Annotated in this window: 3 protein-coding genes and 6 rRNA genes; 2 read left to right on the plus strand and 7 right to left on the minus strand. The window is 57.7% G+C overall.

The annotated features are described in order from the left end of the window. Nucleotides 1-108: 108 nt before the first annotated feature. The 4 genes from ACP4XC_RS21860 to ACP4XC_RS21875 form a co-directional block, all read right to left on the minus strand. On the minus strand, nucleotides 109-396 hold the full coding sequence (locus ACP4XC_RS21860) for an HU family DNA-binding protein (RefSeq protein WP_427172834.1): 288 nt from the start codon (nucleotides 394-396) through the stop codon (nucleotides 109-111). Between the two features lie 614 nt (nucleotides 397-1,010). Next, nucleotides 1,011-1,127, minus strand: a 5S ribosomal RNA gene (rrf, locus tag ACP4XC_RS21865). Between the two features lie 230 nt (nucleotides 1,128-1,357). After that, a 23S ribosomal RNA gene (locus ACP4XC_RS21870) occupies nucleotides 1,358-4,484 on the minus strand. Nucleotides 4,485-4,975: 491 nt separating this feature from the next. After that, nucleotides 4,976-6,499 (minus strand): 16S ribosomal RNA (locus ACP4XC_RS21875). Nucleotides 6,500-7,502: 1,003 nt separating this feature from the next. Between ACP4XC_RS21875 and ACP4XC_RS21880 the strand changes: the two genes are divergently transcribed. Together ACP4XC_RS21880 and ACP4XC_RS21885 are read left to right on the plus strand one after the other, a co-directional pair. Then, nucleotides 7,503-7,937 (plus strand): hypothetical protein, encoded by a 435-nt coding sequence (locus ACP4XC_RS21880; protein WP_427175201.1) that lies wholly within the window; start codon nucleotides 7,503-7,505, stop codon nucleotides 7,935-7,937. Then, nucleotides 7,846-8,247 (plus strand): Mu transposase domain-containing protein, encoded by a 402-nt coding sequence (locus tag ACP4XC_RS21885; protein ID WP_427175198.1) that lies wholly within the window; start codon nucleotides 7,846-7,848, stop codon nucleotides 8,245-8,247. The genes ACP4XC_RS21880 and ACP4XC_RS21885 overlap by 92 nt, the downstream gene beginning before the upstream one ends. Nucleotides 8,248-8,294: 47 nt before the next feature. Here ACP4XC_RS21885 and rrf (ACP4XC_RS21890) read toward each other — a convergent pair. From rrf (ACP4XC_RS21890) to ACP4XC_RS21900, 3 genes are all read right to left on the minus strand, one after another. Further along, nucleotides 8,295-8,411: ribosomal RNA gene (rrf, locus tag ACP4XC_RS21890) — 5S ribosomal RNA — on the minus strand. 230 nt (nucleotides 8,412-8,641) lie between these two features. After that, nucleotides 8,642-11,768: ribosomal RNA gene (locus ACP4XC_RS21895) — 23S ribosomal RNA — on the minus strand. A 491-nt stretch (nucleotides 11,769-12,259) separates the two neighbouring features. Next, nucleotides 12,260-13,529: ribosomal RNA gene (locus ACP4XC_RS21900) — 16S ribosomal RNA — on the minus strand. The 16S, 23S and 5S rRNA genes sit together here, the layout of an rRNA operon.

A 13,529-nucleotide genomic window follows, 5' to 3' on the forward strand; every position in this document is an offset into this window, starting at 1 on the left:
TTTCGAAACACTTTTGGCCCTGCTCGGGTGAAGGCACGCAAGAGGCCTTAACGGTGACGGGAGCGGCAACCGCCAGGTTGCCGCTCCCGTCACAAGCATTGTGAAGGACTACTTCTTCTTGGCGACTGCAGCCTTCAGCTTGGAGCCAGCGGTCAGCTTGACGCTGTGGCCAGCGGCGATCTGGATGGTCTCGCCGGTCTGGGGGTTGCGGCCGCTGCGAGCTGCACGGTCGGTCCGCTCAACTGCAAGCCAGCCCGGGATGGTGATCTTCTCGCCCGCGGCGACAGAGGTCTCGAAAACTTCGAACAGTGCATCGAGTACGGAGTTGACGGCTGCCTGGCTGGTGCCGGCCTTGCCTGCTACCTCTGCAACAAGTTCACTACGGTTCTTAGCCATTTATGTCCTCCTGGACGTTCATGATTTCTGGAGCCTGAACGCGGCATGCGCACAAGCCACTGTTCGAAAACTTACCAGCTTGCCGCCCTCGCGGCCGCAAATTCCGCGTGTTTCCGCCATTTATTGACCCAAATCACCGAATATCCGGCCTTTTGACCCCGTATTTCGCCCGTAGCGGACGCGATGGCTGCGCGGAGAGATGTGTGGCGGGCCCGAGGCGTGGACCCCCGAAGGGAAGCCGCCGGGGCACGGGGCACGGGGCACGGGACACGGGACAGGGATGACTGGCGCTGGCACTCGCGCGCCCGGAGGCGTCGTGCGCCGCTAGTGTGGCCTGGCTGCCCGCTTCGCGCAAGAGGTCCTACGAGGCGAAGCAGGAGGCGGACGGGCCAATACCTCCCAGGCGAATACCGCCCGGGCGCCAGCCAGGGGCCTCCGACGCCCTGGCTACGGCCAAGAGCGGCTCTCTCGGATTTACTGTGCACTAAATGCGCTCTGCCTGCGGGAGGCCGGGATAGCTGACGGCGGAGGCCGACGGTCCCGTTGAAGCCGCGGTTCGGAGGTTAAATGGCTCAGGCTCCGACGTTGTTGTCGGAGCCTGAGCCCTAATTTATGTCCGGCGGTGACCTACTCTCCCACACCCTCCCGGGTGCAGTACCATCGGCGCTGTGGGTCTTAGCTTCCGGGTTCGGAATGGGACCGGGCGTTTCCCCCACGCTATGACCGCCGTAACCCTTGCTCCGCACCCCGTTCTAGGGGGTGGGAAATCTTGTGGTTACAACATGTGTTCCTGCCCGGTGCGGGCAGGTGTGGTGTTGTTATTCAGTTGTTGGTTCGCCAGGCAACGTGCCGCGGGTGCGGGTTTGTTGGTTGGGAACCACATAGTGGACGCAAGCAGTCTTGTTTCTTTGTACCACCCCATGGGTGCAAACGCTTTTGAAGTTCGTTTGCGGGGTGGTGTGTGGTGTAAGTTATCGGCCTATTAGTACCGGTCAGCTTCACGAGTCGTTAGTCCTCGCTTCCACATCCGGCCTATCAACCCAGTGGTCTGGCTGGGGGCCTCTCACACACAAGGTGTATGGAAATCTCATCTCGAAGCGAGCTTCCCGCTTAGATGCTTTCAGCGGTTATCCCATCCGAACGTAGCTAATCAGCGGTGCACTTGGCAGTACAACTGACACACCAGAGGTTCGTCCGTCCCGGTCCTCTCGTACTAAGGACAGCCCTTCTCAAATTTCCTGCGCGCGCAGCGGATAGGGACCGAACTGTCTCACGACGTTCTAAACCCAGCTCGCGTACCGCTTTAATGGGCGAACAGCCCAACCCTTGGGACCTACTCCAGCCCCAGGATGCGACGAGCCGACATCGAGGTGCCAAACCATGCCGTCGATATGGACTCTTGGGCAAGATCAGCCTGTTATCCCCGAGGTACCTTTTATCCGTTGAGCGACGGCCATTCCACAATGTACCGCCGGATCACTAGTCCCGACTTTCGTCCCTGCTCGAGATGTCTCTCTCACAGTCAAGCTCCCTTGTGCACTTACACTCGACACCTGATTGCCAACCAGGCTGAGGGAACCTTTGGGCGCCTCCGTTACTTTTTAGGAGGCAACCGCCCCAGTTAAACTACCCATCAGGCACTGTCCCTGACCCGGATTACGGGCCGAAGTTAGATGTCCAAAGTGACCAGAGTGGTATTTCAACGATGACTCCACCCGAACTGGCGTCCGGGCTTCAACGTCTCCCACCTATCCTACACAAGCCACTCCGAACACCAATACCAAACTATAGTAAAGGTCTCGGGGTCTTTCCGTCCTGCTGCGCGTAACGAGCATCTTTACTCGTACTGCAATTTCGCCGAGTTTATGGTTGAGACAGCGGGGAAGTCGTTACTCCATTCGTGCAGGTCGGAACTTACCCGACAAGGAATTTCGCTACCTTAGGATGGTTATAGTTACCACCGCCGTTTACTGGGGCTTAAATTCTCAGCTTCGCCTTGCGGCTAACCGGTCCTCTTAACCTTCCAGCACCGGGCAGGAGTCAGTCCGTATACATCGTCTTGCGACTTCGCACGGACCTGTGTTTTTAGTAAACAGTCGCTTCCCCCTGGTCTCTGCGGCCCCGCCACGCTCCGGACAGTGAATGTCCATCACGATAGGGGCCCCCCTTCTCCCGAAGTTACGGGGGCATTTTGCCGAGTTCCTTAACCATAATTCTCTCGATCGCCTTAGTATTCTCTACCTGATCACCTGTGTCGGTTTGGGGTACGGGCGGCTAAAACCTCGCGTCGATGCTTTTCTAGGCAGCATAGGATCACCGAATCCCCCCGTGAGGGAGTCCCATCAGATCTCAGGCATCATGAACGGCGGATTTGCCTACCGTTCGCCCTACATCCTTGGACCGGGGCAACCATCGCCCGGCCCGGCTACCTTCCTGCGTCACACCTGTTAATACGCTTACCTCCCAGGATCAGGTCCCGCGCTCGGCCAAAACCCACACACCCCAAAGGGTGATAGGGCAGGCTCCGGGCGGTTAGTATCCCCTGTTCAGCATGGGCGGTTTTTCGCCGGTACGGGAATATCAACCCGTTGTCCATCGACTACGCCTGTCGGCCTCGCCTTAGGTCCCGACTTACCCAGGGCAGATTAGCTTGACCCTGGAACCCTTGATCATTCGGCGGACGGGTTTCTCACCCGTCTTTCGCTACTCATGCCTGCATTCTCACTCGTGTAGGCTCCACCGCTGGTTTACACCGCGACTTCACTGCCCACACGACGCTCCCCTACCCATCCAGACGCCTGAACCACAAGGGCTTAGCAAAAATCTGAATGCCACAACTTCGGCGGTGTACTTGAGCCCCGCTACATTGTCGGCGCGGAATCACTTGACCAGTGAGCTATTACGCACTCTTTTAAGGATGGCTGCTTCTAAGCCAACCTCCTGGTTGTCTTCGCAACTCCACATCCTTTCCCACTTAGCACACGCTTAGGGGCCTTAGTTGGTGGTCTGGGCTGTTTCCCTCTCGACTATGAAGCTTATCCCCCACAGTCTCACTGCTGCGCTCTCACTTACCGGCATTCGGAGTTTGGCTGACGTCAGTAACCTTGTAGGGCCCATTAGCCATCCAGTAGCTCTACCTCCGGTAAGAAACACGCAACGCTGCACCTAAATGCATTTCGGGGAGAACCAGCTATCACGAAGTTTGATTGGCCTTTCACCCCTACCCACAGCTCATCCCCTCCATTTTCAACTGAAGTGGGTTCGGTCCTCCACGACGTCTTACCGTCGCTTCAACCTGGCCATGGGTAGATCACTTCGCTTCGGGTCTAGATCACGCCACTGCAACGCCCTGTTCAGACTCGCTTTCGCTACGGCTTCCCCACACGGGTTAACCTCGCGACGTAACACTAACTCGCAGGCTCATTCTTCAAAAGGCACGCCGTCACCAGAATCAGACTGGCTCCGACGGATTGTAAGCACACGGTTTCAGGTACTGTTTCACTCCCCTCCCGGGGTACTTTTCACCTTTCCCTCACGGTACTGGTCCGCTATCGGTCATTAGGGAGTATTTAGGCTTATCAGGTGGTCCTGACAGATTCACACGGGATTTCTCGGGCCCCGTGCTACTTGGGATACTCTCCAGGCGGTGCCAAACATTTCGGTTACGGGGCTCACACCCTCTCTGGCCGGCCTTTCAAGACCGTTCACCTATGCCCGCACATCACACCTCACCAGCCCGGCAGAGCTGGTATGGAAAGTCCCACAACCCCGACCATGCAACGCCCGCCGGCTATCACACATGGAACGGTTTAGCCTGATCCGCGTTCGCTCGCCACTACTGACGGAATCACTATTGTTTTCTCTTCCTGCGGGTACTGAGATGTTTCACTTCCCCGCGTTCCCTCCACGCACCCTATGTGTTCAGATGCGGGTCACCAGGCAGCTCGCGCCCCTGGCGGGGTTTCCCCATTCGGAGACCCTGGGATCACAGTCCGGTTATCGACTCCCCCAGGCTTATCGCAGATTCCTACGTCCTTCTTCGGCTCCTAATGCCAAGGCATCCACCGTGTGCTCTTAAAAACTTGACCACAAAAGATCAATAAAACGCTATTCTTTCGAGACAACCACAGAAACCATCACCCCACCCCGAAGGATGACGCAACAGATCCAGGTTCATATATCTTGGAAATTGCTTCTTATAAAAGATGCTCGCGTCCACTATGTAGTTCTCAAACAACAACCCCGTACCACACACCCCACACACACAAACGCGCATGATCGGTGCAGCCAGGAAACCAGAAACACACAAGTCCCGGAGCCAAAACCCCGGCCCTGTTGCCTCAGGACCCAACAGTGTGCCAAACACTAAACCACCCGCAACCCCCCGCACCGTTCCAGGACCACCGCCCCAAAGGGCGTGTATCCGTACTGGGTGCCGGGGAAAAACCGGCGGCCGCTATTCGTTGATATTCCACCCGTGAGCACCCGCCGCAGAACTAGCGTCTGCGCAACGGGCCTACTCCTGACAACCCCTCCACACCCGCATACACGGGGCAAGGTGACTGTAGGCGCTCCTTAGAAAGGAGGTGATCCAGCCGCACCTTCCGGTACGGCTACCTTGTTACGACTTAGTCCCAATCGCCAGTCCCACCTTCGACAGCTCCCTCCCACAAGGGGTTAGGCCACCGGCTTCGGGTGTTACCAACTTTCGTGACTTGACGGGCGGTGTGTACAAGGCCCGGGAACGTATTCACCGCAGCGTTGCTGATCTGCGATTACTAGCGACTCCGACTTCATGGGGTCGAGTTGCAGACCCCAATCCGAACTGAGACCGGCTTTTTGGGATTAGCTCCACCTCACAGTATCGCAACCCTTTGTACCGGCCATTGTAGCATGCGTGAAGCCCAAGACATAAGGGGCATGATGATTTGACGTCGTCCCCACCTTCCTCCGAGTTGACCCCGGCAGTCTCCTATGAGTCCCCGCCATCACGCGCTGGCAACATAGAACGAGGGTTGCGCTCGTTGCGGGACTTAACCCAACATCTCACGACACGAGCTGACGACAACCATGCACCACCTGTGAACCGGCCCCAAAGGGGAAGGACTGTTTCCAGCCCGGTCCGGCCCATGTCAAGCCTTGGTAAGGTTCTTCGCGTTGCATCGAATTAATCCGCATGCTCCGCCGCTTGTGCGGGCCCCCGTCAATTCCTTTGAGTTTTAGCCTTGCGGCCGTACTCCCCAGGCGGGGCACTTAATGCGTTAGCTACGGCGCGGAAAACGTGGAATGTCCCCCACACCTAGTGCCCAACGTTTACGGCATGGACTACCAGGGTATCTAATCCTGTTCGCTCCCCATGCTTTCGCTCCTCAGCGTCAGTTAATGCCCAGAGACCTGCCTTCGCCATCGGTGTTCCTCCTGATATCTGCGCATTTCACCGCTACACCAGGAATTCCAGTCTCCCCTACATCACTCTAGTCTGCCCGTACCCACCGCAGATCCGGAGTTGAGCCCCGGACTTTCACGGCAGACGCGACAAACCGCCTACGAGCTCTTTACGCCCAATAATTCCGGATAACGCTTGCGCCCTACGTATTACCGCGGCTGCTGGCACGTAGTTAGCCGGCGCTTCTTCTGCAGGTACCGTCACTTTCGCTTCTTCCCTACTGAAAGAGGTTTACAACCCGAAGGCCGTCATCCCTCACGCGGCGTCGCTGCATCAGGCTTTCGCCCATTGTGCAATATTCCCCACTGCTGCCTCCCGTAGGAGTCTGGGCCGTGTCTCAGTCCCAGTGTGGCCGGTCACCCTCTCAGGCCGGCTACCCGTCGTCGCCTTGGTGAGCCATTACCTCACCAACAAGCTGATAGGCCGCGAGTCCATCCAAAACCACAAAAAGCTTTCCACCCCCCACCATGCGATGAGGAGTCATATCCGGTATTAGACCCAGTTTCCCAGGCTTATCCCAGAGTTAAGGGCAGGTTACTCACGTGTTACTCACCCGTTCGCCACTAATCCCCCCACAAGTGAGGTTCATCGTTCGACTTGCATGTGTTAAGCACGCCGCCAGCGTTCATCCTGAGCCAGGATCAAACTCTCCGTTGAAGTAAAACAAAAACGAACACAACCACCAACCCCCGGGAAAACGGGAGAAAACGGCTGCAAAATTTGAAACCAGCTGTAAAAACCAGACCACACCACGGGGTGGCGGATCCAGTCAATTCAACCAATCCATATAAATAAATTGGTATCAACAAACTTGGCACACTATTGAGTTCTCAAACAACAGACACACCCGGCACCACCACAACCACACGGTCGCGGATCGCTCCGGAGCAACTTCCCAAACTTACCCGATCCCGAATCAAAACACAAACCGTATCTCAACGATTCACACCCATCCAGGAAGGTCCCCACCCGATCCAGGCACGCCAGTCAGCGAACCATTTTTCAGGCTGTTTTGTTAGGGGGTCGGTCGCCTTCAGCTTCCAGCTTCTCGCTGGTCTCCCTCTCGGCGACTTAGAAAACAATACCCCCAACCGGCCCCCACCGCAAGTCCACTAAGAATGCGATCGGCGGGGTCAAAAACCCCGCCAACACAGGGAATAGCGCCCCTAACCGGGCGATCCCTCCACCGGGCCTCCACTGTGTACTGAGTCACAGGTTCGTCGTGGGTTTGGCGGCACATGCGGAGCAGTCTCTCGGCGACCGGTGCCATAGTTTCGCATTCTGGGTGACACTCGTACCTCGAGGGTCGCCCCGCACTTCCACCTGCGCTCGAGCTGGAAAGGCAGGATGCCGGCCGCGTGATCGTGTCCCGGCGTAGACGGCCGGCTCAGTGGGTTCATGCCTTACCCGCCACTGACGACCAGGCAGTGGTCCTCGAGCTCACGCGCCCTTCGCAGGGCGTGAGGTCGATGCGCTGCTTATTGCGGTGGGCTGTTTGGGCCGCACCGCAGTCAGGAAGCGGCATGGTAGCCCGGGAATGCCTGCACAAGGTGTCGGTGACGGTCGAAAACTGAGCCACCCGTTCCCAGACGAGTGGGTGGGTGATCACAGTGGAGGATTGGGCTCCCACTCCGCGGTTGATCTTGCCGAGGGTGAGCCGATGAGGTCGATAGCGGCGCGGCTGAGTATTTCCCGGAACACGGTCGCGAGAGCGGTCAGCGCCGAGGGTCCGCCGACGTATGTGCGTGGGCCGCAGGACTCCGGGATCAAGGCCGTGGAACCGGCGGTCAGGGCCCTGCTGACGGAGAACCCGCGTATGCCGGCCACTGTGCTCGCGGAGCTTGTGGGCTGGTCCGGGTCCCCGGCGTGGTTCCGGGAGAACGTGGCCAGGATCCGGCCGGAGTATGCCCCAGCTCGGCCCGTGGTTGCCCAGGGCGAACGCCCGGCTGGTCCGGCGGACCGGGGCCCGGCCCGCGGAGCTGCTCAGCCAGGACAAGGCGGCGATGCTGGGACTGCCGCCGGTTCCGCCCGTGACCGGATTTGCGACCTGGGTCAGGCTCCCGCCGGACTACTACGTCCGGATGGGAGCGAATGACTACTCCGTCCACCCGGAGGCCCCGGATCCGGGAAGCAGCAGCCAGGCTCCCGGACCAGGGCCGTCAGAACGGGAGGACCCACGGGGAGCACCTTTCCGCGGTTCTCTCACGAGAAGCCGCCGCCCGGGAAGCCTCCGGACCCGGAGCCCGCGCGGGCAGCCGGGTTCCCAGCCCGCAAATCACTCGAAGAGTTCGTGGAGGCGAGGATGGCCGGTGTTGGCACCACCAGGCGGGTCCTCGTCACCACCCTTGACCCGGGCATATCCCCTGGGAACGTACACCGTGCCCGCTACGGAAAGGTGGGCTTAAATGGCTCAGGCTCCGACGTTGTTGTCGGAGCCTGAGCTCTAATTTATGTCCGGCGGTGACCTACTCTCCCACACCCTCCCGGGTGCAGTACCATCGGCGCTGTGGGTCTTAGCTTCCGGGTTCGGAATGGGACCGGGCGTTTCCCCCACGCTATGACCGCCGTAACCCTTGCTCCGCACCCCGTTCTAGGGGGTGGGAAATCTTGTGGTTACAACATGTGTTCCTGCCCGGTGCGGGCAGGTGTGGTGTTGTTATTCAGTTGTTGGTTCGCCAGGCAACGTGCCGCGGGTGCGGGTTTGTTGGTTGGGAACCACATAGTGGACGCAAGCAGTCTTGTTTCTTTGTACCACCCCATGGGTGCAAACGCTTTTGAAGTTCGTTTGCGGGGTGGTGTGTGGTGTAAGTTATCGGCCTATTAGTACCGGTCAGCTTCACGAGTCGTTAGTCCTCGCTTCCACATCCGGCCTATCAACCCAGTGGTCTGGCTGGGGGCCTCTCACACACAAGGTGTATGGAAATCTCATCTCGAAGCGAGCTTCCCGCTTAGATGCTTTCAGCGGTTATCCCATCCGAACGTAGCTAATCAGCGGTGCACTTGGCAGTACAACTGACACACCAGAGGTTCGTCCGTCCCGGTCCTCTCGTACTAAGGACAGCCCTTCTCAAATTTCCTGCGCGCGCAGCGGATAGGGACCGAACTGTCTCACGACGTTCTAAACCCAGCTCGCGTACCGCTTTAATGGGCGAACAGCCCAACCCTTGGGACCTACTCCAGCCCCAGGATGCGACGAGCCGACATCGAGGTGCCAAACCATGCCGTCGATATGGACTCTTGGGCAAGATCAGCCTGTTATCCCCGAGGTACCTTTTATCCGTTGAGCGACGGCCATTCCACAATGTACCGCCGGATCACTAGTCCCGACTTTCGTCCCTGCTCGAGATGTCTCTCTCACAGTCAAGCTCCCTTGTGCACTTACACTCGACACCTGATTGCCAACCAGGCTGAGGGAACCTTTGGGCGCCTCCGTTACTTTTTAGGAGGCAACCGCCCCAGTTAAACTACCCATCAGGCACTGTCCCTGACCCGGATTACGGGCCGAAGTTAGATGTCCAAAGTGACCAGAGTGGTATTTCAACGATGACTCCACCCGAACTGGCGTCCGGGCTTCAACGTCTCCCACCTATCCTACACAAGCCACTCCGAACACCAATACCAAACTATAGTAAAGGTCTCGGGGTCTTTCCGTCCTGCTGCGCGTAACGAGCATCTTTACTCGTACTGCAATTTCGCCGAGTTTATGGTTGAGACAGCGGGGAAGTCGTTACTCCATTCGTGCAGGTCGGAACTTACCCGACAAGGAATTTCGCTACCTTAGGATGGTTATAGTTACCACCGCCGTTTACTGGGGCTTAAATTCTCAGCTTCGCCTTGCGGCTAACCGGTCCTCTTAACCTTCCAGCACCGGGCAGGAGTCAGTCCGTATACATCGTCTTGCGACTTCGCACGGACCTGTGTTTTTAGTAAACAGTCGCTTCCCCCTGGTCTCTGCGGCCCCGCCACGCTCCGGACAGTGAATGTCCATCACGATAGGGGCCCCCCTTCTCCCGAAGTTACGGGGGCATTTTGCCGAGTTCCTTAACCATAATTCTCTCGATCGCCTTAGTATTCTCTACCTGATCACCTGTGTCGGTTTGGGGTACGGGCGGCTAAAACCTCGCGTCGATGCTTTTCTAGGCAGCATAGGATCACCGAATCCCCCCGTGAGGGAGTCCCATCAGATCTCAGGCATCATGAACGGCGGATTTGCCTACCGTTCGCCCTACATCCTTGGACCGGGGCAACCATCGCCCGGCCCGGCTACCTTCCTGCGTCACACCTGTTAATACGCTTACCTCCCAGGATCAGGTCCCGCGCTCGGCCAAAACCCACACACCCCAAAGGGTGATAGGGCAGGCTCCGGGCGGTTAGTATCCCCTGTTCAGCATGGGCGGTTTTTCGCCGGTACGGGAATATCAACCCGTTGTCCATCGACTACGCCTGTCGGCCTCGCCTTAGGTCCCGACTTACCCAGGGCAGATTAGCTTGACCCTGGAACCCTTGATCATTCGGCGGACGGGTTTCTCACCCGTCTTTCGCTACTCATGCCTGCATTCTCACTCGTGTAGGCTCCACCGCTGGTTTACACCGCGACTTCACTGCCCACACGACGCTCCCCTACCCATCCAGACGCCTGAACCACAAGGGCTTAGCAAAAATCTGAATGCCACAACTTCGGCGGTGTACTTGAGCCCCGCTACATTGTCGGCGCGGAATCACTTGACCAGTGAGCTATTACGCACTCTTTTAAGGATGGCTGCTTCTAAGCCAACCTCCTGGTTGTCTTCGCAACTCCACATCCTTTCCCACTTAGCACACGCTTAGGGGCCTTAGTTGGTGGTCTGGGCTGTTTCCCTCTCGACTATGAAGCTTATCCCCCACAGTCTCACTGCTGCGCTCTCACTTACCGGCATTCGGAGTTTGGCTGACGTCAGTAACCTTGTAGGGCCCATTAGCCATCCAGTAGCTCTACCTCCGGTAAGAAACACGCAACGCTGCACCTAAATGCATTTCGGGGAGAACCAGCTATCACGAAGTTTGATTGGCCTTTCACCCCTACCCACAGCTCATCCCCTCCATTTTCAACTGAAGTGGGTTCGGTCCTCCACGACGTCTTACCGTCGCTTCAACCTGGCCATGGGTAGATCACTTCGCTTCGGGTCTAGATCACGCCACTGCAACGCCCTGTTCAGACTCGCTTTCGCTACGGCTTCCCCACACGGGTTAACCTCGCGACGTAACACTAACTCGCAGGCTCATTCTTCAAAAGGCACGCCGTCACCAGAATCAGACTGGCTCCGACGGATTGTAAGCACACGGTTTCAGGTACTGTTTCACTCCCCTCCCGGGGTACTTTTCACCTTTCCCTCACGGTACTGGTCCGCTATCGGTCATTAGGGAGTATTTAGGCTTATCAGGTGGTCCTGACAGATTCACACGGGATTTCTCGGGCCCCGTGCTACTTGGGATACTCTCCAGGCGGTGCCAAACATTTCGGTTACGGGGCTCACACCCTCTCTGGCCGGCCTTTCAAGACCGTTCACCTATGCCCGCACATCACACCTCACCAGCCCGGCAGAGCTGGTATGGAAAGTCCCACAACCCCGACCATGCAACGCCCGCCGGCTATCACACATGGAACGGTTTAGCCTGATCCGCGTTCGCTCGCCACTACTGACGGAATCACTATTGTTTTCTCTTCCTGCGGGTACTGAGATGTTTCACTTCCCCGCGTTCCCTCCACGCACCCTATGTGTTCAGATGCGGGTCACCAGGCAGCTCGCGCCCCTGGCGGGGTTTCCCCATTCGGAGACCCTGGGATCACAGTCCGGTTATCGACTCCCCCAGGCTTATCGCAGATTCCTACGTCCTTCTTCGGCTCCTAATGCCAAGGCATCCACCGTGTGCTCTTAAAAACTTGACCACAAAAGATCAATAAAACGCTATTCTTTCGAGAGAACCACAGAAACCATCACCCCACCCCGAAGGATGACGCAACAGATCCAGGTTCATATATCTTGGAAATTGCTTCTTATAAAAGATGCTCGCGTCCACTATGTAGTTCTCAAACAACAACCCCGTACCACACACCCCACACACACAAACGCGCATGATCGGTGCAGCCAGGAAACCAGAAACACACAAGTCCCGGAGCCAAAACCCCGGCCCTGTTGCCTCAGGACCCAACAGTGTGCCAAACACTAAACCACCCGCAACCCCCCGCACCGTTCCAGGACCACCGCCCCAAAGGGCGTGTATCCGTACTGGGTGCCGGGAAAAAACCGGCGGCCGCTATTCGTTGATATTCCACCCGTGAGCACCCGCCGCAGAACTAGCGTCTGCGCAACGGGCCTACTCCTGACAACCCCTCCACACCCGCATACACGGGGCAAGGTGACTGTAGGCGCTCCTTAGAAAGGAGGTGATCCAGCCGCACCTTCCGGTACGGCTACCTTGTTACGACTTAGTCCCAATCGCCAGTCCCACCTTCGACAGCTCCCTCCCACAAGGGGTTAGGCCACCGGCTTCGGGTGTTACCAACTTTCGTGACTTGACGGGCGGTGTGTACAAGGCCCGGGAACGTATTCACCGCAGCGTTGCTGATCTGCGATTACTAGCGACTCCGACTTCATGGGGTCGAGTTGCAGACCCCAATCCGAACTGAGACCGGCTTTTTGGGATTAGCTCCACCTCACAGTATCGCAACCCTTTGTACCGGCCATTGTAGCATGCGTGAAGCCCAAGACATAAGGGGCATGATGATTTGACGTCGTCCCCACCTTCCTCCGAGTTGACCCCGGCAGTCTCCTATGAGTCCCCGCCATCACGCGCTGGCAACATAGAACGAGGGTTGCGCTCGTTGCGGGACTTAACCCAACATCTCACGACACGAGCTGACGACAACCATGCACCACCTGTGAACCGGCCCCAAAGGGGAAGGACTGTTTCCAGCCCGGTCCGGCCCATGTCAAGCCTTGGTAAGGTTCTTCGCGTTGCATCGAATTAATCCGCATGCTCCGCCGCTTGTGCGGGCCCCCGTCAATTCCTTTGAGTTTTAGCCTTGCGGCCGTACTCCCCAGGCGGGGCACTTAATGCGTTAGCTACGGCGCGGAAAACGTGGAATGTCCCCCACACCTAGTGCCCAACGTTTACGGCATGGACTACCAGGGTATCTAATCCTGTTCGCTCCCCATGCTTTCGCTCCTCAGCGTCAGTTAATGCCCAGAGACCTGCCTTCGCCATCGGTGTTCCTCCTGATATCTGCGCATTTCACCGCTACACCAGGAATTCCAGTCTCCCCTACATCACTCTAGTCTGCCCGTACCCACCGCAGATCCGGAGTTGAGCCCCGGACTTTCACGGCAGACGCGACAAACCGCCTACGAGCTCTTTACGCCCAATAATTCCGGATAACGCTTGCGCCCTACGTATTACCGCGGCTGCTGGCACGTAGTTAGCCGGCGCTTCTTCTGCAGGTACCGTCACTTTCGCTTCTTCCCTACTGAAAGAGGTTTACAACCCGAAGGCCGTCATCCCTCACGCGGCGTCGCTGCATCAGGCTTTCGCCCATTGTGCAATATTCCCCACTGCTGCCTCCCGTAGGAGTCTGGGCCGTGTCTCAGTCCCAGTGTGGCCGGTCACCCTCTCAGGCCGGCTACCCGTCGTCGCCTTGGTGAGCCATTAC

It is taken from the genome of Arthrobacter sp. 92 (genome assembly GCF_050260325.1).
Taxonomy (GTDB): Bacteria; Actinomycetota; Actinomycetes; order Actinomycetales; family Micrococcaceae; genus Arthrobacter.